Source organism: Pseudarthrobacter sp. NCCP-2145, assembly GCF_023708005.1.
GTDB classification, from domain to species: Bacteria; Actinomycetota; Actinomycetes; order Actinomycetales; family Micrococcaceae; genus Arthrobacter; species Arthrobacter oxydans.
In genome coordinates this window covers 19,030-41,477 of the sequence record NZ_BRCG01000029.1, presented here as the reverse complement: position 1 = coordinate 41,477, position 22,448 = coordinate 19,030, and the positions used below count along the sequence as shown (strand labels likewise).

The following is a 22,448-nucleotide window of genomic DNA, read 5'->3' as shown; positions in this document are numbered from 1 at the left end:
CGGTGCAGTACGTGAGTATTTCCCTCCAAGCGAAAGACTTTTAGCGGTGACAGACAGTCAGAAATCCGACGAAACAGCAACAGACCTGACCGAAGCGGCGGCCCCCGCGGCTGACGTCGCAGGGACTGAGGCACCCGGCACCCCAGCAGTGGAAGCTCCTGAAGCCGGGGCAGCCGCAGAAGAACCCGCGGCAAGCGAGGCTGATCCTTCTGCTCCCGCGGAGGACACTCCCGCTGAAGAGGCTTCCGATCCTGCACCTGCCCCGGCACCGGCAACTGCACCAGCACCCTCACCGGCTCCTTCCCCCCGGTCAGCAGCTCCGTCGCCGGCCGCCTTCGCTTCCCGCCCCAAGCCTGCCGCTGCCGCTCCGGCGGCAGCGGCTGTTCCGGCAGCACCTGCCACCTCCCTGGCCGAAGCCTCGAAGTGGGGCCGGGTTGAAGGCGACGGGCATGTGTTCCTCACCATTGACGGCAGCGAGCACGCCGTAGGGCAGTACCCGGGCGTGAGCGACGACGAAGCCCTCTCCTACTTTGCGCGCAAATATGACGACGTCGTGGCACAGATTGTGCTGCTCGAACAGCGCGTCAGCTCCAAAGCGCCCAGCACGGACATGCAGAAAACCGTCGCCCACCTGCGCGAGCAGCTTGCGGAGCGGAACATGGTGGGCGACCTGCGCGCAGCCGAGGCGCGGCTGGACAAGCTTGCTGAGCAGATCAGCGAGCTGGAGAAGGCCGAAAAAGCCGAGCACGACGCCGTCCGTGCGTCCGAACTGGCGGCCCGCGAGGCGATTGTTGCCGAAGCCGAGCAGATCTCCGGCCAGGACCCCGCTCAGACACAGTGGAAGACCTCCAGCGCCCGCATGAACGAACTCTTCGAGAGCTGGAAGGCAGCGCAGAAGAGCGGCGTGCGCCTGGGCCGCAGCAACGAGGACGCCCTGTGGAAGAGGTTCCGGGCGGCCCGGACCGTCTTCGACCGCCACCGCCGCGCCTACTTCTCCCAGCTGGACAGCAACAACTCCGCGGCCAAGTCCGCCAAGGAAAAGCTGATCGCCGAGGCTGAAGCACTGTCCACGTCCACCGACTGGGGTTTTGCCGCCGGCGAGTACCGCAGGCTGATGGACCAGTGGAAGGCGTCACCGCGCGCCAGCCGCAAGGACGACGACGCACTCTGGGCCCGTTTCCGCGCGGCGCAGGATGTGTTCTTCACGAACCGGCAGGCGGCCAACGAAGAGATCGACCAGGAATACGCTGCCAACCTCACCGTCAAGGAAGCCCTCCTGCAGGAGGCCAACGCCATCCTTCCGGTGAAGGACCTGGCCGCGGCCAAGAAGGCGCTGCAGTCCGTCCGTGACCGCTGGGAAGAAGCAGGCAAGGTCCCGCGCGGCGACATGGGCCGCATCGAAGCCGGACTGCGCAAGGTTGAGGATGCAGTCAGGAACGCCGAGGAAGAGCAGTGGCAGCGCTCCAACCCGGAGCGCAAGGCGCGCACCAATAGTGCGCTGTCCCAGCTGGAATCCGCGATCGCAAGCCTTCAGGACGACCTTGCCAAGGCGGAGAAGACCGGTGACCAGCGCAAGATCAAAGCGGCCCAGGAGGCCCTCGAGGCCCGCCAGGCCTGGCTCGACCAGATCCAGCGCTCGGCCAGCGAACTTTCCTAGGCCACCTTCCGGCTCGTCCGCCTGCTCCGCAGGCCGCCGTCCGGTGCAGGCCCGGCCCGGTTATCCACATAACCGGACCGGGCCTGTCCCCGTTAAGGCTCCGCGCGGCAGGATGGACGAATGGCGACTCCATCGGCTCCTCCGGGCAATGACCATCCAGCCGCAGCAGAGGCGGCAACACAACGTTTCCCGGAGCTCTATGTCCCGGAGATGCCCTTCGCCATGCCCGAACTGCAGGCCCTCGCCGCGGACGGACTCCTGGCCAGGCTGCACCACCGCGGCTACACACTGCCCGGAGTCGCCGCTTCCCCGCAGCTGCGTGCACGGGCTGCGGCGGGCGCTGTACCGCCGTCAGTCAGGCAGAGGGTGGTTGCCGGCCGCATGACAGCAGCCTGGATCTACGGTTGCGCGGCAGAGCCGGACAGGCTAGCGCTGCTGGTGGACGCCAAACGAAGGGTTTCAAGCCTCCGGAACACCCGTGGCTGCACACTGCACGAGGTGAAGCTTGGCCCGTTCGACGTTGTCAGCCTTGGCGGCCTGATGGTCTCCAGCCCGCTGCGGACCGCCCTGGACATTGCCCTGCACGTGGACGCCGGCAGGGCCATCCCCGCACTGGAGGGTTTGCTGGCGCGCCCCCAAAAGGACGTGCGCCTGCGCCTGCTCATCCTGGCCATCGAAGCGACACCCCGCGTGCCCCACAAACGGGCCGCCCTGGAAAAGCTCGCCGCCCTAGCTCCGGCGCTTGTTGCCCGTGGTCCGGTAGACGTCGAACACGCCGTCGATCCTGCGGACAGCGCTGAGGACGTGGCTCAGGTACTTGGGGTCGCCCATTTCGAAGGCAAACTTTGAAATCGCCACCCGGTCCGTGGAGGTGTGCACGCTGGCTGCCAGAATGTTCACATGGTTCTCGGACAACACGCGGGTGACGTCCGAGAGCAGTGACTTGCGGTCCAGCGCCTCCACCTGGATTTCAACCAGGAAGACGCTGGATTGCGTTGGCGCCCACTCCACGTCCACGATCCGGTCGGGCTGGTCCTTCAGGTCCGAGATGTTGGTGCAGTCCGTCCTGTGCACGGAGACTCCCGAGCCCCTGGTCACAAAACCGAGGATGGGATCCGGGGGGACGGGCGTGCAGCAGCGGGCCAGTTTGACCCAGACGTCGCCGACACCTCGCACCACCACGCCCGAGTCCGAGAAACGGGCTTTGGTGACCTGGGTGGGGATGCTGACTTCGGCGATGTCGTCGTCGGCGCTCTCATTGCCGCCAAGACTTTCGACCAGCTTTTCCATGACCGACTGGGCGGACGTATGTCCGTCGCCCACTCCGGCGTAGAGTCCCGAAATGTCAACGTACTTGAACCCTTCTGCCACGGCGGCGAGGGCCTCGTGGGTCATCAGCCTCTGCAGCGGAAGGTTCTGCTTCCGCATGGCACGGGTCAGCAGTTCCTTGCCGCGGTCAATCGCCTCTTCCCGGCGTTCCTTGCTGAACCACTGGCGGATCTTGTTCCGTGCCCGGGCGCTCTTGACGAAGTGTTGCCAGTCCTGGCTGGGCCCGGCGCCCTCGGCCTTGGAGGTGAAGATCTCCACCCAGTCGCCGTGGTTCAGTTCGCTGTTGAGCGGTACCAGTTTTCCGTTGACCCGGGCACCGATGGTCCGGTGGCCGACCTCGGTGTGGACAGCGTACGCGAAGTCCACCGGAGTGGACCCGGCGGGCAGCGCCATGACTTCGCCCTTGGGGGTGAAGACGAACACTTCCCGAGCGTTGATCTCGAAGCGGAGGGAGTCCAGGAATTCACCCGGATCCGAGGTTTCCTGCTGCCAGTCCACCAGGGACCGCAGCCAGCCCATGTCTCCGTCGCGGGGGCTTCCGGGACCAACCGCGGTCCGGTTGGGCTGGTCCTTGTACTTCCAGTGCGCAGCCACGCCGTACTCGGCGCGGCGGTGCATCTCATGGGTCCGGATCTGGATTTCCACCGGCTTGCCGCCGGGCCCGATCACCGTGGTGTGCAGTGACTGGTACATGTTGAACTTGGGCATCGCGATGTAATCCTTGAACCTGCCGGGCAGCGGGTTCCAGCGCGAGTGCATGGTGCCGAGGGCAGCGTAGCAGTCACGGACGGAGTCCACGAGGACACGCACGCCCATGAGGTCGTTGATGTCGTCAAAGTCCTTATCGCGGACGATCATCTTCTGGTAGATGGAGTAGTAGTGCTTGGGGCGGCCGGTGATGGTGGCCTTGATTTTGGCGGTACGGAGGTCTTCGGTGATCTGGTCGCGGATGACGCTCAGGCTCTTCTCCCGCTCGGGGGTCCTGTCCCCCACCATCCGGACGATCTCTTCGTAGACCTTCGGGTAGAGCGCAGCGAAGGAGAGATCCTCAAGCTCCCACTTGATGGTGTTCATGCCCAGCCTGTGCGCCAGGGGGGCAAAGATCTCCAGCGTCTCCCGTGCCTTCCGGGCGGACGATTCAGCGGAAACGAACCGCCAGGTCCGGGCGTTATGCAGCCGGTCCGCGAGTTTGATCATCAGGACACGGATGTCCTTGGCCATGGCAACAACCATTTTGCGGACAGTCTCGGACTGTGCCGCCTCACCGAAGCTGACCTTGTCCAGCTTGGTCACGCCGTCAACAAGCATGGCAACTTCGGGCCCGAAATCACGCTTCAAGTCAGCGAGGGTGTAGGGCGTGTCCTCCACCGTGTCGTGCAGCAAAGCCGCGGCCAGGGTGGTTCCACTCAGTCCAAGTTCAGCGAGGATGGTGGCCACGGCCACGGGATGCGTGATGTACGGATCGCCGCTCTTGCGCTTCTGCCCGCGGTGGCTTTGTTCCGCAACGTCGAAAGCCCGCTGGATGAGGTCGAAGTCCTCTTTGGGGTTGTTGGCCCGGACCGTCCTCAGCAGGGGCTCGAGGATGGGTGAGTACGTCGCCGTGCTGCGCCCTGTCAGCCGGGCGAGCCTGGAACGCGTGCGTTCCCTGCGGCCGGGAAAGGTGGGCCGGGAGCCGGAGTTGTCGACCGGAACCAGCGGGCCAGGGCGCGCGGACGAGGCCACCCCGGCCTGCGTACCGTTGGCAGCACCCTTGTCACCCTGTGCCGCTGGCGCTGACGCCGAACGCTCTTCCAATGAAGTACCCCTCACCACCGTTTTAATTACTTCAGTCTATTCCCCGCGGCGGTGAGAATTATAACCAGGGCCTTAAACGCGGACGGGTTATGCGGAGGCTGTTTCCACGGCTGAGGAGCCGGAAGCGGACCCTGCGCCGGCACCGGAGCGCCGGTGCTCAACACGCTTCGCCTGCCTCACGAGGTCGGGCTCGTTCTGGCGCAGCCAGGCATACAGCGGGGCTGCCACGAAGATGGTGGCCGCCGTGCCGATCAGGATCCCGACAAACAGTGCCAGCGAAAGGTCGCGCAGGGTACCTGCCCCCAGCAGCCCGGCGCCGATGAACAGAATGGCTCCCACGGGGAGGATCGCCACCATCATGGTGTTGATCGACCTGACGAGGGTCTGGTTCACGGCGAGGTTGACCTCTTCTGCGAACGTGCGGCGCGTGGACGCGTCCAGGTCGGCGGTGTTCTCGCGGATCTTGTCGAAGACCACCACCGTGTCGTAAAGGGAGTAGCTGAGCACGGTCAGGAACCCGATGATTGCCGACGGAGTGACCTCAAAGTCGCTGAGGGCGTAAACGCCTGCGGTGATGAACATCGTCACCGCCATGCCCGCAATGGCAGAGAGGGACATCTTCCACGTGCGGAAGTAGAGCGCCATCAGCACTGCGGCGAGGAGGACGAACACCACCAGGCCGATCAGGGCCTGCCTGGTGACGTCGGCGCCCCAGGTGGGTCCAACAAACGTCGAGGTCACCTCATTGTCAGTGACGCCGTACGCGCTTGTGAGTCCCTCCTTGATGCGGAGCGTCTCGTCGTCGGTCAGTTTGTCCGTCTGGATCCGCATGGTGGTGCCGGCAACGTTCGCCACGCGCGGCACGCTGCCCTGGACCACGTCGGTTACGGCTTTCTCCCCCAGGGCCGCATCCGTGGTCTGCACGTTGGAGACGGTGAATTCGGAGCCGCCGCGGAACTCGATGCCGAGGTTGAAGCCGCCCTTGGCCAGCGGAATGATGATGGACAGGACAACAGCCACCGCCGCGATGATGAACCAGAGTTTCTTGGCTCCCACAAAGTTGTAGGAGCGCTTTCCGGTGTAGAGCTCGTTGCCGAAGTTGGCGAAGCCTGACATTACTTGTTCTCCTTCGCTGAGGACTTCGAGGAACCCGCGAGCTGTTCCTGCTTCTCCGCCAGGCGGCGTTCGGCGATTGTCATTCTGCGTTCCGCCTCGGCGGCCGCACCGGCGTTCTTGGTCCGGACCGCGGCGGGCTTGTCTGCCGGGGTCCGGACGCGGCCGGCACCGCGGTACAGCGGAACGGCTCCGAGCCGCTTCGGATCAAGGCCGGACAGCCGGTGGCCCTCACCGAAGAACCGGGTGCGCGCCAGCATCTGCAGCGTCGGGTGCGTGAACATGAACACCACAATGAGGTCGGCAATGGCGGTCAGGCCCAGCGTGAACGCAAATCCGCGGACGTTGCCCACGGCCACAAAATAGAGAACCAGCGCGGCAAGCAGGTTGACGGCCTTGGACGCCAGCACGGTGCGCTTGGCCCGCTTCCAGCCGTTTTCGACGGCGGAGACCAGGCCGCGGCCCTCACGGAGCTCGTCCCGGATCCGCTCGAAGTAGACGATAAAGGAGTCCGCTGTCTGGCCGATTGCCACGATGAGGCCCGCCACGCCGGCCAGGGACAACCGGTAGTTTTCCGTCCAGCCCAGGATGGCGATGGCGAGGTACGTCAGGATGCCGGCGACCACCAGTGACGCGATGGTCACGAAACCGAGCGCCCGGTACTGGAACAGCGAGTACACCACCACCAGCAGGAGGCCGATGATGCCCGCCAGGAGGCCCATGCGCAGCTGTTCACCGCCGAGGGTGGCCGAAATCTGCTGCTCGCTCTGGATCTCGAAGCTGATGGGCAGGGCACCGAAGCGGAGCTGGTCGGACAGGGCCTTGGCGCTTTGCTCGGTGAACCCGCCGGTGATCTGCGGGCGGCCGTCGGTGATGACGGCGAGGGAGCGGGGCGCGGAAATGACCTGGTCATCCAGCACAATGGCGAACTGGGCCTTCGGATCGTTGCCCGCGTCGCCGCCGGCGGCAACGTAGAACTGGTTCAGGCGTTCGGTGACCTCTTTGAACCTTGCCGTGCCTTCATCGTCGAACTGGATGTTGACTGCCCAGTCATTGGTAACGGCACCCTGTGCGCCCTGCTGGAGCTGGAAGGAGGACGTGACAATGTTGCTGCCCTTCACCTCCACGGGACCAAGGATGTACTTGATCGCAGGGTTCGTGTCGGAAGCGGGCTCGCAGGTCACCAGCGGCTTGGCCGGATCGGAGCGTTCCCGCTTGTCCTGGGCCGGGTTGTCGCAGTCCAAGGTCTCAAACTCGCGGTAGATCTCCGGAGTGATCCAGTTGATGTCGCTGCTGTTGGCGGGTTCCGCCGTCGGCTTGGGCAGCTGGTCTTCAGGCGCCCGCTGCTCTTCCGGGACGGGAGCGCCGGCACCGGCGAGCAGCACCGGCCGGAAGTTCATGTCGGCGGAGGCCTGGATCAGGTCGCGCGTCTGGCTGGAGGGGGTGCCGGGAAGGCTGACCACCACATTGCGACCGGACTGGGTGCTGATCTCTGCTTCGGCAACACCCGAACCGTCAACGCGCTGGCGGATGATCGCCACGGCCTGGTTCAGCTGTTCCTCGTTGATGTCCGAACCGCCCTCGACCTTCGGCGCCAGGATCATCTGGGTGCCGCCTTCGAGGTCGAGCGCCAGCTTGGGCGCCCAGCTTGCCTGCCCGGCAAGGGTGCCGCCGGCCAGGACGGCAGTGAGTGTGGCGAGGAGTACACCGAGCCAGACCAGGACCCTGAGGCCTGGTTTCTTGGGGCCAGTTCGTGCCATTGTCGATCTTTCTCTTATTCACGGAGGAACCGCCGGTGCCTGCTGACGCTTGCACCGGCGGTGGTCCGCAGCGGTAGAGGTGTTGTGGAAGCAGCGGGGACTAGTTGTCCTTCTTGCCCTCGTCATTGAGGCGCTTCAGGGTTTCGTCCGGGGTCTCGGCTGCAGCGGGGGTGTTTCCGTTGTCCGCGGCCGTCAGGGAAGAGGCATCATCCGGCACCTCAGTCGCAGCGGGTACCCCTGCTGCGGGTTCGATGATCTTGGTGACAGCCTGGCGGTGCACGGTGGCCAGGTTGCCCGGGGAGAGTTCCAGGGTGACCTTGTTTTCCTCGTCGTCGATGTCGACGATGCGGCCGAACAGGCCAAAGCTGGTCATGACCTCAACGCCGGGGGCGAACTGCGACTGAAGCGTTGCCTGCTGCTGCTGGGTCTTCTTGTTGCGGCGGAACATCATGAAGATGAAGATGCCGAGCATCACGAACAGCAGGATCGACATGATGTCGATGCCGCCGCCGGGCTGGGTAGTGGTGGTCTGGGCAGTGATGTGTCCGAACACGGGGAAGTTCCATTCTGTACGTGCATTGAGCTGTACTTGCATTGAGCCGGTTGACAGCGCCGTCCGCTTTGAACGAGTGGCCTGGCGAAGCTGCTTGCCATCCATCCGCGGGCTGCCGGTGGTGCTGCCCGCGGGAACAAAGACCCGAACGTGCCGAGCGTCATACCAGTCTAAAGGGAAAAGCTGAACGGAGCCTGCTATTGGCTTTAGGGGCCAGTCAGCCCGGGCTCAGGCGTCCTCTTCAGCCGGTTCAAACAGGTCCAGTTGCTCCTGGGCAAAGACACCCGACGGAATGGCATAGCCGAGGTGGGTCCAGGCCGGAGCCATGGCAATCCGGCCACGCGGGGTGCGGCCCAGCAGTCCCTCCCTGACCAGGAACGGCTCCGCCACGGTTTCCACGGTTTCGGTCTCCTCACCGACGGCGATGGCGAGCGTGGAGAGCCCCACCGGCCCGCCGCCGAACTTGGTGATCAGGGCTTCGAGGACTGCGCGGTCAAGGCGGTCCAGGCCTTTCTTGTCCACCTCATACATGTCCAGCGCGGCGGACGCCGCCCGGGCGTCGATCTGGTCGATTCCATGAACCAGGGCCCAGTCCCGGACACGCCGCAGCAGCCGGTTGGCAATACGGGGAGTGCCGCGGGAGCGCCCCGCGATTTCGGAGAACCCTGCCGAGTTGACCTTGAGGTCCAGCAGCCCGGCGGAGCGGCGCAGCACAAGTTCCAGCTCCGGCACGGAGTAGAACTCGAGGTGGCCGGTAAACCCGAACCTGTCCCGGAGGGGTCCCGGCAGCAGGCCCGCGCGGGTGGTGGCGCCCACCAGGGTGAAAGGCGGCAGCTCGAGCGGGATTGCGGTGGCACCTGCGCCCTTGCCCACCACGATGTCCACCCGGAAATCCTCCATGGCCATGTACAGCATCTCTTCGGCCGGCCTGGACATCCGGTGGATTTCGTCAAGGAACAGGACTTCGCCCTCGGAAAGGGAGGAAAGGATGGCAGCGAGGTCCCCCGCGTGCTGGATGGCAGGGCCGCTGCTGATCCGCAGGGGCGCGTTCATTTCGGACGCAACGATCATGGCGAGGGTTGTCTTGCCCAGACCCGGCGGGCCGGAGAAGAGTACGTGGTCCGCGCTGCGCCCGCGCATCCGGGAAGCCTGGAGCACCAGGGACAGCTGTTTCCGCACCCGGTGCTGGCCGACGAAGTCGTCCAGGTTCTTGGGCCGGAGGGCCGCCTCGATGGCCCGTTCCTCAGGCTCCTCCCCCGCGGCCACCAGTGACGGTTCAGCCACGGCTGCCTACGCGGTTGCCGGCCCGGGCTCCGTCCTGCCCCAGCCACCGGAGCGTGGTCCGCAGGATCTCCGGCACATTGCCGCGGAACGAGACCTCGGGATCATCTGCCAGTGCTTTGTCGATGCTGGAGGAAGCGTCCTTTTCGGACCAACCGAGGCTCGTCATGGCGGCCACCACCTGCGGTTTCCAGGCGGCCTCGGCCGGAGTGGACGCCGCGGCCGTGCCCGCCGTGCCGTGCGGAACCAGCTTTCCTGCCAACTCCAGCACGATCCGCCCTGCGACTTTGGGACCGATGCCGGGAACTTTGGTGAACGTCTTGCTGTCCCCGGTGTGCGCGGCCACGCGGATCGCCTCCGGTTCGTGGACCGCCAGGACTGCCAGCGCCAGGCGCGGCCCTACCCCGCTCACACTGAGGAGGACATCGAAAACCTCCCGTTCGTCGTCGGACGCGAAGCCAAAGAGCGTGAGCGAATCCTCCCGGACGATCAGGGACGTGAAAAGCTGGCCTTCCTCGCCGGTGCGCAGCCTGCTGAGGGTCTGGGGCGTGGCGTTGACGCTCATGCCCGCCCCGTTAAGGTCAATCACGGCAGTGGAAAGACCCACATGCGCTACCGTTCCGCGAAGGAAACTGATCAAGGCCTGGCTCCTGGTGTCTTGCCGGGCTCCAGGGAGCAGGACCGGCTATCCGAACATATCTACGAATACCCTAACAAGCGGGCAGGACATTCACCGGGCGCGGCGCGCCTTTGCTTCGGCTTCCGCCCATGCCCGCTGGGCCGGGGTCAGGGAAGAGCTGCCAGGGCCGGTAGTGGCGACGGCCGCCCCGCTCCCGGCCCGCCAGGCGTGGGTAATGGCCAGCGCCAGGGCGTCTGCGGCGTCCGCAGGCCGCGGCGGTGCATCCAGTCGCAGGATCTTGGTGACGAGCTTGGTCACCGCGTCCTTGTTCGAGGACCCGCTGCCGGTGACTGCGGCCTTGACTTCCGACGGCGTGTGCAGCGCCACCGGGATCCCCCGCCGGGCCGCTGCGGCGATCACCACACCGGATGCCTGGGCCACGCCCATCACGGTACTGACGTTGAGCTGGGAAAAGACCCGCTCGACCGCGAGGACGTGCGGCTCGTGGCGGTCAAGCCATTCGTCGATGGCGAGGGCGATCACCAGGAGCCGCTGGTCCAGGCTGTCCTCGGGCGACGTTCCCACCACACCATAGGCAACCATGGTGGCCTGCCTGTTCCGCTCGACGTCGACAACGCCGATCCCGCAACGGGTCAGTCCGGGATCCACGCCCAGGACGCGCAGCGTCACAGGTGCAAGCGCCCGGCAGGCAGGCGGAGCGTCACTCAGAGTCCAGGGCGGCCTGGACGTCGTCGCTGAGGTCGGCGTTGCTGTAGACGTTCTGGACGTCGTCGAGGTCCTCCAGGGCGTCAACGAGCTTCATGAACTTCTTTGCGGCTTCCAGGTCCAGCGGCACTTCCATAGACGGAACGAATTCCGCCTCGTCGGTGTCGTACTCGATGCCTGCGTCCTTCAGGGCGTCACGGACGGCCTGGAGGTCCTTGGGGTCCGAGTGGATCTCAAAGGTGTCGCCGTTGTCCTTGACTTCCTCGGCACCGGCGTCCAGGACAGCCATCAGGACGTCGTCCTCGGTCAGGTCCTTCTTGGGCAGGGTCACCACACCCTTGCGGCTGAACAGGTAGCTCACCGAACCGGGATCGGCGATGGTGCCGCCGTTGCGGGAAATGGCAAGGCGCACCTCCGAGGCAGCGCGGTTCTTGTTGTCCGTAAGGCACTCGATGAGCAGCGCTGAACCCTGCGGGCCGCGGCATTCGTACATGATCTCGGTGTAGTCGACCACTTCACCGGTGAGCCCGGCGCCGCGCTTGATGGCACGGTCGATGTTGTCTGCCGGGACGGAGGTCTTCTTGGCCTTGGTGACGGCGAGCTCCAGGCCCGGGTTGCCCTGCAGGTCCGGTCCGCCCATGCGCGCAGCAACTTCGATGTTCTTGATCAGCTTGGCAAACGACTTGGCGCGGCGGCTGTCGAGGATGGCCTTCTTGTGCTTGGTCGTTGCCCATTTGGAGTGGCCTGACATGCTTTACGCTTCTCCTCTGATCAAGCGGATAAAAAGTTCGTGTACGCGTTTCTCCCCAGTCACTTCCGGGTGGAAGGAGGTGGCCAGCAGGTGGCCGGAACGCACTGCAACAATTCTAGCCGTCCCCGGCAGCGGTGCGGCGTGGGACGCGTGCTCCGGGTCGGCGGGCTCAACCTGGGCGAGGACTTCGACGCCGGGACCAACGCGTTCCACCCACGGCCCGCGGATGAAGACGGCGTGGACAGGTGCAACACCGGAGGCGGTGGCGCTGAAGTCCAGTCCCTTGAAGTCAAGGTCTGTTTCAAAGGACTCGCGCTGCCGGCCGAAGGCGTTGCGGCGGACGGTGATATCCAGTCCCCCGAAGGTCTGCTGCGGAGCCCCGGAGAGGTCCGTCGCGGGATCGGCGATGTCGTTGGCAAGCAGGATCATCCCTGCGCATGAGCCGTAGACCGGCAGGCCCTCGGCGATGCGCTCCCGCAGCGGTCCGGCCAGTTCAAAGGCCCGTGCAAGTTTGTCGATGGCGGTGGATTCCCCGCCGGGGATGATGAGCCCGTCCAGGCCGTCGAGTTCCTTGGGCCGGCGGATGCCCACGGCCTCGGCACCGGCGGCTTCGATGGCCCGCAGGTGCTCGCGGAAATCGCCCTGGAGCGCCAGCACGCCGATCCGAAGGCCTGAACCCGGGCGCGCGGAAGCAGCCGAAAGGGAATTTGTCATCCATCCAGCATACGGGTTCGCCCTCCGCGGGCACCGGCAGTGGCGGTGCCGGCGGCAGTTGCATGCCGTTGCTGGGATATATTCAAAACATGCTCTACTTCAGTGTTCCGCTCGGTAAACTGGTCCGCCGGGTATCCCGGCTTCGGGGTGGCGGCTCCGCCCTGCCCGGTCTGGTGGTTGAAAAAATCGACCCGGGCTTTATGCGGCGGACACTCAGCACCCTCCCTCACGGCGTCGCGGTGGTCAGCGGCACCAACGGCAAAACCACCACCACCAAAATGGTGGTGGAACTGCTGGAAAGCCAGGGCTTGAAGGTCTTTACCAACCGCACTGGGAGCAACTTCACCCGCGGCGTGGCTGCCGCCCTGCTCGGCGAGGTGGACTGGCGCGGCCGGCTGGATGCGGACGTCGCGGTGCTTGAACTGGACGAGGCCCACGCCGTGCACTTCGTCAACAGCGTTCCCCCGCGCTACTGCCTCCTGCTGAACGTCCTCCGCGACCAGCTCGACCGTTTCGGCGAAATCGACAAGACAGCCCAGCTCCTCCAGCACATCGCGGCGAAAACCACCGGAACGGTGGTGCTGAACCGCGAAGACCCCAGGGTTGCCCGGATTGCCGAATCGCTCACCGGACAGGACGTCAAATACTTTGGCCTGGACGATTCGCTCCTGAGCACTTTCCCCAACGACGACGACATGCGGACCGCTCCAGGAAGTCCCGCTCCGGCGGGACTGCCGGAGAAGCCTGCCGCCGACGTCGTACTCCGCAAGGTTGGCGCGGACACCGCTGAGTTTGAGTACGACGGCGCCACGGTCACCACGGGCATGAAGCTGCGGGGTGTCTACAACATTTTCAATGCGGCCGCGGCGCTGACGCTGGCGCGCAGCATCTGCGGCAGCGGCGCCGCCACGGCCAACCACGACGCCCTCCTCGAGGCGCTGTCCCGTGTGGCTCCCGCATTCGGACGAGGGGAAAGCCTCACCGTTGACGGCCAGCCCCTGGACCTGGTTTTGGTCAAGAATCCCAGCGGCTTCCGGCTCGGCCTGAAGTCGTTCCCCGCGGGCGGCTACGCCACCATGATCGCCATCAACGACAACTACGCGGACGGCCGGGACATGTCCTGGCTGTGGGACGTGGAATTCGAGTCCCTGCGGGAAGGCGGAGTGGACCAGCTCACCGGCTCACGGGCCTACGACATGGCACTGCGGCTGCAGTATGACGACGTGCCCATCGGCAACGTGGAGCCGGACATAACTCCGGCTCTTGCGGCCTTCATCAGGGAGGCCCAGGGAAAGCCCAAGCGTATCTTCTGCACATACACGGCCATGCTGGCGATCCGCCGCGAACTGTCCAAAATCACCACCGTGGAGGTTGTCTCTTGAGCCAGGCAGGCACGGATTCCGCAACGGAAAACTCCGCGGGCAAGGGCACCCTGCGGGTGGTGCAGCTGTACCCCCGCGACATGAACATCTACGGCGACTGGGGCAACGCCCTGGTCCTGCAGCAGCGCATCCGCTGGCATGGCTACACCCCGGAGCTGCTCGAGTACAACGTGGGTGATCCGTTCCCGGACGATGTGGACATCATTGTGGGCGGCGGCGGCCAGGACAGCGGCCAGCTGGTCATCCAGGACGACCTCCAGGCCCGGGCCGGGGTACTCAAGGACCTTGCCGAGGACGGCGCGCCGGTGCTCGTCATCTGCGGGCTGTACCAGCTCTTCGGGCATTTCTTCAAGACCCGCACCGGCGCCGTCATCCCGGGTATCGGCATCCTCGACGTCGAGACGCACGGCACCGAGGAGAGGCTGATTGGCAACGTCAAGGTTGCCACACCGGAGTTCGGGGAAGTGCTCGGCTACGAGAACCACAGCGGGCAGACAACCCTGGGCAGCGGCGTGCGGCCTTTGGGCTCCACTCCGAAGGGTATGGGCAACAACAGCAGTGACGGCCACGAGGGTGCCCGCTACCGCAACATCGTGGCCAGCTACCTGCACGGCTCGCTCCTGCCCAAGAACCCGGCCATCGCGGACTTCCTGATCCGCACGGCAGCTGAGCGCAAGTACGGCAGCTTTGTTCCCGGCCACCCCGACGACAGCTACGCGGAACTCGCACGCGAACACGCCGCACGCCGACCGCGCTGACCACACCGGCAAGCAGGGTTCCCGGGCGGGGCACATGCCCCCGCCGGCAGGTCACGGTTCGCGGGTGACCAGGAGTTCGTGCGCGCCGCCCGCCGCTGCGCCCATAGACTCCACCACGCCCGCGGTTCGTTGCCAGGTGGCGGCGTCGGCTTCCGGCCCGGCGCAGGGCCCCTGCGGCGCGTCCGACGCCACCGAACACCAGCGGTAGGGATCCCGGACAATAACGGAGGGGGCCCAGGCCAGGTCCGTTGCGCTCCACCTGCCGGAGGCGTCCTGGCCGAACTGCACCCGCACCAGCAGGCCCTCGTTGTTGACCACGTACCAGGGCGAGAGCTCGGTGACACCGTTGCCCAGGCCGTAGGCGATCCACGTGCCCTTGTAGTTCTCAATGGGGAGCACGGAATGCGTGTGGTGGCCGTAGACCAGGTTGAACTGGCCGCTGTCCACCAGGGCGTGCGCCACCTCCTGCTGCCGGGCGTTGGGTTCGCTGGCGTATTCGTCGCCTGCGTGCATGGCCGCCAGCACGATGTCCGCCCCCAGCGCCCTGGCCTTCTCCGCCTTGGCGATCATGGCATGCGCATCCAGCATGTCTACTTGCCACGGATACTCGGGAAGCAGTCCGTTCAGCCCATAGGTGGCCTGGATCACCGCGATCTTCGCGGCGGCGGTCTGCATGACCAGGATCCCCTGCGACTCCCTTTCAGTCCGGTACGAACCCGTGTGTTTCAGGCCGGCGGCGTCCAGCTGGTCCAGGGTTCGCAGGAGCCCATCCGTCCCGCGGTCGATGGTGTGGTTGCTGGCCGTTGTGCAGGCCCCGTACCCCACCTCTTTTGTTGCTGCGATGATCTGCGGCGGGACGTTGAACGAGGGATAGGCCGAGAACGGGCCTTCCGGGCCGGCCACCGGCGTTTCCAGATGGCAGATGGCCAGGTCGCTGTTCCGGATGTACCGCCGCTGCCCCTCCAGCAGCGGCACGAAGTCCAGTCCGGGCTTGCCGGACGCCGCGGCGTCCTGCTGCGCCTGCTGCCACAGCTCTGCGTGGACAAGCATGTCGCCGGTCACCAGTACGGACGTGCATCGGAGCACCGGGCAGGCCGGCCCTTCGCCGGGCGTGGGAGTCGGTGCCGGAGTTGACGGGGCGGCGGGAGCGGGGCTGGCGCTGTCCTGGTTGCCGGGACCGGCGCCAACCGAACCGGGCCCTCCTGCCGGAGCCGCGGGCCCGGCCTGTTCGGCGGCCAGGCCGCAGCCTCCAAGCGCTGCAGTCATGAGCATCGCGGCTGCCAGTGCAAGGCCAGTGATGACGCGGCGAAAGTGCACCGGCCCCCTGCCGGTTGTGTTCCCCATAGAAGCATTCTAGGGAGGGGACCATGGCGTGGCTCACATTGAGAAGCGTGGCCTGCTGTGAAAGGTTTTACTTCATGACCAACCCCCTTTTGGCACCCAGTCCCCTGCCCTACGGACTTCCGCCCTTCGCGGAGATCAGCACCGCCGATTATGACGACGCCGTCCGGGCAGGTCTCCACGAGCACCTGGCTGAGCTCCAGGCCATCGTTGATGACACGGCCCCTGCCACGTTCGAGAACACGGCAGTGGCGATGGAACGCTCCGGCAGGCTTCTGGACCGGGCCGCTGCGTCCTTCTTCACGCTCGTTTCGGCCGATGCATCCCCGGAGATCCGGGACCTGGAAACGGCGCTGTCGCCGCTGCTCTCTGCGCACCAGGACGACGTTTTCCTCAACCGGGCACTGTACGAGCGCTTCGCCGCCATCGACACCGCCGGCTGTGATGCCGAGTCCGCGCGGCTTGTTGATGAGTACCTGAAGGAATTCCGGCAGTCCGGCATCCAGCTGGAAGGCCCTGCCCGGGAAAGGCTCAAGGAGGTTAACGCCGAGCTCTCCCGCCTGGGCACCGAATTCGGACAGCGCGTCAAGGAAGGAATGAAATCCGCTGCCCTGCTGCTGGACCACGCAGGCGAGCTGGCAGGACTGCCGGCCGACGACGTTGCCGCTGCCGCGGAGGCCGCCCGCGCCGCCGGACATGACGGCAAATTCCTGCTGACACTGATCCAGCCGACCAACCAGCCTGCCCTGTCCGCCCTCGAGAACCGCGGAGTCCGCCGTCGGCTGTTTGAAGCATCCGTGGCCCGGGGCAGCGGGGGCGGCAGCCTCGACGTGCTGGATTTAGCCACGTCAATGGCCCGGCTCCGCGCGGAAAAGGCGGCGCTTCTGGGCTTTGCCAACTACGCCGAACTGGTGGTGGACCGGCAGACAGCCCCGGACTTCGGGGCCGTGCAGTCCATGCTGAACCGCATGGCTCCGGCGGCGGTGCGGAACGCCGACGCCGAGGCCTCGGCACTGGCCGAGGCCGCGGGCCATCCCCTGGAGGCCTGGGACTGGGCCTTCTACTCCGCCAAGGTCCGGCGGGAACGCTACGACATTGATGAACAGGCACTCCGTCCCTATTTCGAGCTGGACCGGGTGCTGGCGGACGGGGTCTTCTTTGCCGCAACATCGCTCTTCGGCATCACATTCCACGAGCGGAAGGACCTTGCCGGCTACCACCCCGACGTCCGTATCTGGGAGGTCCGCGACGAGGACGGCATGGGGCTCGGGCTGTTCCTGGGTGACTACTACACCCGTGAGTCCAAGCGGGGTGGCGCCTGGATGAATTCCCTGGCGGAACAGTCGGCGCTGCTGGGAACAAAGCCGGTGGTCATCAACAATCTCAACATCTCCAAGCCGCCTGCGGGTGAACCGACGCTCCTGACGCTGGACGAGCTGCGGACCACCTTCCATGAGTTCGGCCACGCGCTGCACGGGTTGTTGTCCAATGTGACCTATCCCCGGTTTTCCGGAACTTCCGTCCCCCGGGACTTTGTGGAATACCCGTCCCAGGTCAACGAGATGTGGATCATGTGGCCCGATGTGCTGCACAATTATGCGCGCCATCATGTGACGGGCGAACCGCTTCCGCAGGAGGTCGTTTCGAAACTGGACGCGTCACGGCTGTGGGGTGAAGGGTTTGCCACCACCGAGTACCTGGGAGCAGCGCTGCTGGACCTGGCTTGGCACGTCCTGGACGGCAGCGGGGTTCCAGAGGATGTTGTTGCGTTTGAAGACAAAGCCCTGGCGGCCGCGGGCATCGCCCACGCCTTGATTCCGCCGCGGTACCGGACGGGCTATTTCCAGCATGTTTTTGCGGGTGCGGGATATGCGGCCGGCTACTACTCCTACATCTGGAGCGAGGTCCTGGATGCCGAGACGGTGGACTGGTTCACCGAGAACGGCGGACTCACCCGGGCCAACGGCGACCGGTTCCGCCGTGAGCTCCTGTCGCGGGGCAACAGCCGCGACCCCTTGGATTCGTTCCGCATCCTCCGGGGCCGCGAAGCCACGCTGAAGCCCCTCCTGAAGCGCCGCGGCCTGGAGTAAGCCACACCCCAACACACCTTAAAACGACGGCGGCGGGTCACCCACAAGGTGACCCGCCGCCGTCGTACCTCACATGCGCAAGGCGAGGGCCGGCGTTATCCGGCAGCGCGCGTAAAAGGGGCCCCGCGCCGGAAGCCGCTACTAAGCTGCACAGAACGCGCGGGGAATAGCGCGCCGAGGATGGCGCCGTCCCTCACCCCAGGCAGCAAGTTACCAGCCGCGCTCGGCAAGGCGGTGCGGCTGGGGGATCTCGTCGACGTTGATGCCCACCATGGCTTCGCCCAGGCCGCGGGAGGCCTTGGCGATGACGTCGGGGTCGTCGTAGAAGGTGGTGGCCTTGACGACGGCGGCCGCGCGCTGGGCGGGGTTGCCGGACTTGAAGATGCCGGAGCCGACGAACACGCCGTCGGCGCCGAGCTGCATCATCATGGCGGCGTCGGCGGGGGTGGCGATGCCGCCGGCGGTGAACAGGACCACGGGAAGCTTGCCGGAGGAGGCTACTTCCTTGACCAGTTCGTACGGGGCCTGCAGCTCCTTGGCTGCCACGTAGAGCTCGTCCTCGGGCAGGGCCGCGAGCTTGAGCAGTTCCGCACGGATCTGGCGCATGTGCGTGGTGGCGTTGGAGACGTCGCCGGTGCCGGCCTCGCCCTTGGAGCGGATCATGGCCGCGCCTTCGTTGATGCGGCGCAGCGCCTCACCGAGGTTGGTGGCACCGCAGACGAAGGGAACGGTGAAGTTCCACTTGTCGATGTGGTTGGTGTAATCGGCCGGGGTGAGGACCTCGGACTCGTCAATGTAGTCCACGCCGAGGGACTGCAGGACCTGGGCCTCGACGAAGTGGCCGATCCGGGCCTTCGCCATGACCGGCACGGACACGGCGTCGATGATCTTGTCGATCATGTCCGGGTCGGACATGCGGGACACGCCGCCCTGGGCACGGATATCGGCCGGAACGCGTTCCAGCGCCATCACAGCAACGGCACCGGCGTCTTCGGCGATGCGGGCCTGCTCGACGTTGACGACGTCCATGATGACGCCGCCCTTGAGCATCTCAGCCATGCCCCGCTTTACGCGGTTGCTGCCCGTGACGCTGTTCGCGGACGTACCGGCCTCGCTGCTTACATCAGGTGTAGACACAAAAACCCCTATGGGTAGATAGATGACCTTCGCCGGTCGTGCAGGGCGGCACGGAGATGCCACGTGTACACACACCGGGTTGCCGGATCCATTGACCGGGCAGTCCTAATACTAGTCTCACCGCGGCCGGCCGGCTTAATTCGCGTTAATCGGCCGGCGAGGGTTCCGCAAGGGCCTGGCGGCGTACGGAGACCACACGCTGGACCACCGTGATGAAGCTGGCCACGGCGAGGAGCAGGAGCGTCACCAGCAGGACCACCTCCGGAAGTCCCAGGCCGGTGAAACCGGTGACAACCAGCACCGAAACGAGGCGCTCCGCCCTCTCGGCGATGCCGGTATTGGCGGTGAAGCCCAACGACTCCGCCTTGGCGCGGGCGTAGGAAACCACCATGCCCAGGACAAGGCACACCATGGCAGCCACGGCGATGGGGACATTGGCCCCGCCGGTGAAGAACCAGACGGCCAGGCCAGCGAACAGCGCACCGTCGGCAATCCGGTCGAGGGTGGAGTCAAGGAAGTTCCCCCAGCGGCTTCCCACCTCCCGCATCCTGGCCATGATTCCGTCCAGGACGTCGGAAAAGATGAACGCCGTGATGAACAGGGTTCCCCACCACAGCTGGCCGAGCGGGTAGAACACCAGCGCGCCCACCACCACTCCGGCGGTGCCGATGACCGTTACCGCATCCGGCGAAATCCCGATTTTGAGGAGCCAGCGGGCAAGTGGGCTGAACAAGGCGGTGAAAAACCCGCGCGCGTGCCTATTCAGCATCCGTCTCCCCGGGCCAGGCGTCGGCCACCTGCTGGCGGACCTCGTCAAGGGTCTGCGTGATGGCCTTGGTCTGGGCGATGATGGGGAAGAAGTTCCCGTCGCCGCCCCACCGGGGAACGATGTGCTGGTGCAGGTGCGCGGCAATACCGGCACCGCCGACAACCCCCTGGTTCATGCCCAGATTGAAGCCGCCCGGATTGGCCACCTTCCGCAGCACCCGCATGGCTGTCTGCGTGAGGTCCGCAAACTCCGCCGTCTCATCGAGTGTCAGGTCGGTGTAGTCGGGGATGTGCCGGTAGGGGCAAACCAGGAGATGCCCGGGGTTGTAGGGAAACAGGTTGAGCACCACGTAGCAGGTCTTTCCACGGTGGACGATGAGGGCTTCCTCATCAGTACGTCCGGGACCGATGCAGAACGGGCAGTCGTTCTCGTTCTTGAACTGGTGCTGCCCGCCCTTGATGTACGCCATGCGGTGCGGAGTCCACAGGCGCTGGAAGGCGTCCGGGACACCGGCGAGGTCAAAGTCGTCGGTAACGCCGGCATCTCCTGGATACCCTGCGCCTGTGTTCTCCTGCACGGTGCTGTTCCGTTCCGCTAGCTGGTCCGGTTACGGACGGCTTCCGTGATCCGCTTGACGGCCTCGGCCACAGGCACGCCGTTGTCCTGGCTTCCATCGCGGAAGCGGAACGAGACGGCGCCTGCTTCGGCATCGTCGCCGCCGGCAATCAGCACGAACGGAATCTTGTCCTTGCTGGCCGTGCGGATCTTCTTGGGGAAGCGGTCCGAGGAGGTGTCCACTTCCGCGCGGATGCCTGCCGCCTTCAGCTGGTCCACGACGTCGAACATGTACTCGTTGAAGGTCTCCGCCACCGGAATGCCCACCACCTGGACCGGTGCCAGCCATGCGGGGAAGGCGCCGGCGTAGTGCTCGGTGAGCACGCCAATGAAGCGCTCGATCGATCCGAACAGGGCACGGTGGATCATCACGGGCCGCTGGCGGCTGCCGTCAGCGGCCTGGAATTCGAGTTCGAACCGTTCGGGCAGGTTGAAGTCCAGCTGGATGGTGGACATCTGCCAGGTGCGGCCAAGGGCGTCCTTCGCCTGCACGGAGATCTTGGGGCCGTAGAAGGCGGCCCCGCCCGGATCCGCGACCAGTTCCAGGCCGGATTCCTCAGCAACCTCGGCGAGGGTACGTGTAGCTTCTTCCCAGGCCGCGTCCTCGCCGACGAACTTCTCCGGGTCCTTGGTGGAGAGCTCCAGGTAGAAGTCGTTCAGGCCGTAGTCCTTGAGCAGGTCGAGGACGAACGTCAGCGTCTTGGTCAGTTCGTCCTTCATCTGCTCGCGGGTGCAGTAGATGTGGGCGTCGTCCTGTGTCATGCCACGCACGCGGGTCAGGCCGTGCACCACGCCGGACTTTTCGTAGCGGTAGACAGCGCCGAATTCGAAGAGCCGCAGCGGCAGCTCACGGTAGGACCGTCCGCGGGAACGGAAGATCAGGTTGTGCATGGGGCAGTTCATCGGCTTCAGGTAGTAGTCCTGGGCAGGCTTCCGGACTGTACCGTCTGCGTTGAGTTCCTCATCCACGCGCATGGCCGGGAACATGCCGTCCTTGTACCAGTCCAGGTGCCCTGAGACCTCGTACAGATGCCCCTTGGTGATGTGAGGGGTGTAGACGAACTCGTAGCCGGCCTCGACGTGGCGCTGGCGGGAGTAATCCTCCATCTCCTTGCGGATGATGCCGCCCTTGGGGTGGAAGACGGGGAGGCCTGAGCCGAGTTCATCCGGGAAGGAGAAGAGGTCCAGTTCCGAGCCGAGCTTGCGGTGGTCGCGGCGTTCGGCCTCCGCGATGCGTTCCTGGTAGGCCTTGAGGGCGTCCTTGGTGGGCCAGGCCGTGCCATAGATGCGCTGCAGCTGCTGGTTTTTCTGGTTGCCCAGCCAGTACGCGGAGGACGAGCGGGTGAGGGCAAAGGCGTTGGAGATGAGCTTGGTGTTGGGCAGGTGCGGGCCGCGGCAGAGATCGCACCAGACGGTGGTCCCTTCCTTGCGCTCAACGTTGTCGTAGATGGTGATATCGCCCGCGCCGACCTCGACGTTCACGCCTTCGCCGGCCTCTGCGGCCTCGTTTTTCTTGCCCAGCAGTTCAAGCTTGTAGGGCTCGTTCTTCATGGCTTCGCGGGCTTCGTCCTCGTTGACCACGCGGCGGACGAACTTCTGGTTCTGGTTGATGATTTTTTGCATCATCTTCTCGAGGGTCTTGAGGTCCTCGGGAGTGAACGGTTCGGCGACATCGAAGTCGAAGTAGAACCCGTCAGTGATGTACGGGCCGATGCCCAGCTTGGCGTCGGGACGCAGCTGCTGGACAGCCTGGGCCATGACGTGGGCAGTGGAGTGGCGGAGGACGTTGAGGCCGTCAGGCGAGTCAATGGTGACGCCTTCGACGTCGGCGCCTTCCGGGAGCTCCTGGTCAAGGTCCTTCAGTTCTCCGTTGACGCGGGCTACAACAACATCACGGCGCTCAAAGAAGAGTTCCGCACCGGTTGTCCCGGTAGTCACCTTGGTCTCTTCGCCATCGACGAGAAGGGTGATCTGCTGGGCATCTGACACGGGTGTCTCCTATTCAAAGTTGAGGCTTCATAGCTTGTGGCATACGGGGACCACAGCCAGCCATCGTCAA

The 22,448-nt window shown here is 65.4% G+C and carries 19 protein-coding genes; 5 read left to right on the top strand and 14 right to left on the bottom strand.

Annotation, left to right across the window (positions count from 1 at the left end; translation table 11 throughout):
• Positions 1–46: 46 nt before the first annotated feature.
• Entirely contained in the window at positions 47–1,657 is a 1,611-nt protein-coding gene (locus tag NFU08_RS19375; protein ID WP_251425560.1) for a DUF349 domain-containing protein, read from the top strand.
• Positions 1,658–1,777: 120 nt separating this feature from the next.
• A complete protein-coding gene (locus NFU08_RS19370) occupies positions 1,778–2,506 on the top strand; it encodes a type IV toxin-antitoxin system AbiEi family antitoxin (RefSeq protein WP_251425558.1) in 729 nt (242 codons plus the stop codon).
• On the opposite strand, the gene NFU08_RS19365 is transcribed toward NFU08_RS19370, so the two are convergent.
• The 9 genes from NFU08_RS19365 to pdxT all read right to left on the bottom strand — a co-directional run bounded on the left by NFU08_RS19365 (position 2,387) and on the right by pdxT (position 12,297).
• Positions 2,387–4,780: a bifunctional (p)ppGpp synthetase/guanosine-3',5'-bis(diphosphate) 3'-pyrophosphohydrolase gene (locus tag NFU08_RS19365; protein WP_285835610.1), complete on the bottom strand. Its 2,394-nt coding sequence runs from the start codon at positions 4,778–4,780 to the stop codon at positions 2,387–2,389. The two genes, NFU08_RS19370 and NFU08_RS19365, sit on opposite strands and share 120 nt — an antisense overlap.
• An 87-nt stretch (positions 4,781–4,867) precedes the next feature.
• Complete coding sequence (secF, locus tag NFU08_RS19360) at positions 4,868–5,896, bottom strand: protein translocase subunit SecF (RefSeq protein WP_174181108.1); 1,029 nt, start codon at positions 5,894–5,896, stop codon at positions 4,868–4,870.
• Positions 5,896–7,653 carry a protein translocase subunit SecD gene (secD, locus tag NFU08_RS19355; RefSeq protein WP_174181110.1) on the bottom strand — a complete coding sequence of 586 codons (1,758 nt, stop codon included), beginning with the start codon at positions 7,651–7,653 and terminating at the stop codon, positions 5,896–5,898. Before secD ends, secF begins: the two co-directional genes overlap by 1 nt.
• A gap of 100 nt (positions 7,654–7,753) precedes the next feature.
• Positions 7,754–8,146, bottom strand: a complete 393-nt coding sequence (gene yajC / locus NFU08_RS19350; RefSeq protein WP_174181192.1) for a preprotein translocase subunit YajC — start codon at positions 8,144–8,146, stop codon at positions 7,754–7,756.
• A gap of 288 nt (positions 8,147–8,434) precedes the next feature.
• Positions 8,435–9,490 carry a Holliday junction branch migration DNA helicase RuvB gene (gene ruvB, locus NFU08_RS19345; RefSeq protein WP_174181112.1) on the bottom strand — a complete coding sequence of 352 codons (1,056 nt, stop codon included), beginning with the start codon at positions 9,488–9,490 and terminating at the stop codon, positions 8,435–8,437.
• A complete protein-coding gene (ruvA, locus tag NFU08_RS19340) occupies positions 9,483–10,127 on the bottom strand; it encodes a Holliday junction branch migration protein RuvA (protein WP_174181114.1) in 645 nt (214 codons plus the stop codon). Before ruvA ends, ruvB begins: the two co-directional genes overlap by 8 nt.
• Before the next feature lie 90 nt (positions 10,128–10,217).
• The gene (gene ruvC, locus NFU08_RS19335; protein WP_174181116.1) at positions 10,218–10,796 is read right to left on the bottom strand and encodes a crossover junction endodeoxyribonuclease RuvC; all 579 of its coding nucleotides are present in this window, start codon (positions 10,794–10,796) and stop codon (positions 10,218–10,220) included.
• A 31-nt stretch (positions 10,797–10,827) separates the two neighbouring features.
• On the bottom strand, positions 10,828–11,583 hold the full coding sequence (locus tag NFU08_RS19330; RefSeq protein ID WP_104185953.1) for a YebC/PmpR family DNA-binding transcriptional regulator: 756 nt from the start codon (positions 11,581–11,583) through the stop codon (positions 10,828–10,830).
• Between the two features lie 3 nt (positions 11,584–11,586).
• Positions 11,587–12,297: a pyridoxal 5'-phosphate synthase glutaminase subunit PdxT gene (gene pdxT, locus NFU08_RS19325; RefSeq protein ID WP_251425556.1), complete on the bottom strand. Its 711-nt coding sequence runs from the start codon at positions 12,295–12,297 to the stop codon at positions 11,587–11,589.
• An 89-nt stretch (positions 12,298–12,386) separates the two neighbouring features.
• On the opposite strand from pdxT, the gene NFU08_RS19320 reads away from it, so the two are divergent.
• Together NFU08_RS19320 and NFU08_RS19315 are read left to right on the top strand one after the other, a co-directional pair.
• The gene (locus NFU08_RS19320; protein ID WP_174181120.1) at positions 12,387–13,679 is read left to right on the top strand and encodes a Mur ligase family protein; all 1,293 of its coding nucleotides are present in this window, start codon (positions 12,387–12,389) and stop codon (positions 13,677–13,679) included.
• Positions 13,676–14,437 carry a type 1 glutamine amidotransferase gene (locus tag NFU08_RS19315; RefSeq protein WP_285835609.1) on the top strand — a complete coding sequence of 254 codons (762 nt, stop codon included), beginning with the start codon at positions 13,676–13,678 and terminating at the stop codon, positions 14,435–14,437. Before NFU08_RS19320 ends, NFU08_RS19315 begins: the two co-directional genes overlap by 4 nt.
• 51 nt (positions 14,438–14,488) lie before the next feature.
• Here the strand turns inward: NFU08_RS19315 and NFU08_RS19310 are convergent, their stop codons facing one another.
• Positions 14,489–15,781 (bottom strand): CapA family protein, encoded by a 1,293-nt coding sequence (locus tag NFU08_RS19310; protein ID WP_251425554.1) that lies wholly within the window; start codon positions 15,779–15,781, stop codon positions 14,489–14,491.
• A 74-nt stretch (positions 15,782–15,855) separates the two neighbouring features.
• Here NFU08_RS19310 and NFU08_RS19305 point away from each other — a divergent pair, with 74 nt between their 5' ends.
• On the top strand, positions 15,856–17,868 hold the full coding sequence (locus NFU08_RS19305) for a M3 family metallopeptidase (RefSeq protein WP_251425552.1): 2,013 nt from the start codon (positions 15,856–15,858) through the stop codon (positions 17,866–17,868).
• A gap of 210 nt (positions 17,869–18,078) precedes the next feature.
• On the opposite strand, the gene pdxS is transcribed toward NFU08_RS19305, so the two are convergent.
• From pdxS to thrS, 4 genes are all read right to left on the bottom strand, one after another.
• Positions 18,079–19,005, bottom strand: a complete 927-nt coding sequence (gene pdxS / locus NFU08_RS19300; RefSeq protein WP_285835608.1) for a pyridoxal 5'-phosphate synthase lyase subunit PdxS — start codon at positions 19,003–19,005, stop codon at positions 18,079–18,081.
• Between the two features lie 145 nt (positions 19,006–19,150).
• Entirely contained in the window at positions 19,151–19,774 is a 624-nt protein-coding gene (pgsA, locus tag NFU08_RS19295; RefSeq protein WP_174181128.1) for a phosphatidylinositol phosphate synthase, read from the bottom strand.
• Positions 19,764–20,351, bottom strand: a complete 588-nt coding sequence (locus NFU08_RS19290; RefSeq protein WP_174181130.1) for an HIT domain-containing protein — start codon at positions 20,349–20,351, stop codon at positions 19,764–19,766. The genes pgsA and NFU08_RS19290 overlap by 11 nt, the downstream gene beginning before the upstream one ends.
• Positions 20,352–20,368: 17 nt before the next feature.
• Positions 20,369–22,378: a threonine--tRNA ligase gene (thrS, locus tag NFU08_RS19285; protein WP_251425550.1), complete on the bottom strand. Its 2,010-nt coding sequence runs from the start codon at positions 22,376–22,378 to the stop codon at positions 20,369–20,371.
• Between the last annotated feature and the right edge of the window lie 70 nt (positions 22,379–22,448).

Coding starts and splice junctions, on each gene's coding strand:
- NFU08_RS19370 (WP_251425558.1), top strand. CDS start 1,778: ATGGCGACTCCATCGGCTCCTCCGGGCAATGACCATCCAGCCGCAGCA.
- secF (WP_174181108.1), bottom strand. CDS start 5,896: ATGTCAGGCTTCGCCAACTTCGGCAACGAGCTCTACACCGGAAAGCGC.
- secD (WP_174181110.1), bottom strand. CDS start 7,653: ATGGCACGAACTGGCCCCAAGAAACCAGGCCTCAGGGTCCTGGTCTGG.
- yajC (WP_174181192.1), bottom strand. CDS start 8,146: ATGTCGATCCTGCTGTTCGTGATGCTCGGCATCTTCATCTTCATGATG.
- NFU08_RS19330 (WP_104185953.1), bottom strand. CDS start 11,583: ATGTCAGGCCACTCCAAATGGGCAACGACCAAGCACAAGAAGGCCATC.
- pdxT (WP_251425556.1), bottom strand. CDS start 12,297: ATGACAAATTCCCTTTCGGCTGCTTCCGCGCGCCCGGGTTCAGGCCTT.
- NFU08_RS19320 (WP_174181120.1), top strand. CDS start 12,387: ATGCTCTACTTCAGTGTTCCGCTCGGTAAACTGGTCCGCCGGGTATCC.
- NFU08_RS19310 (WP_251425554.1), bottom strand. CDS start 15,781: ATGGGGAACACAACCGGCAGGGGGCCGGTGCACTTTCGCCGCGTCATC.
- NFU08_RS19305 (WP_251425552.1), top strand. CDS start 15,856: ATGACCAACCCCCTTTTGGCACCCAGTCCCCTGCCCTACGGACTTCCG.
- pgsA (WP_174181128.1), bottom strand. CDS start 19,774: ATGCTGAATAGGCACGCGCGCGGGTTTTTCACCGCCTTGTTCAGCCCA.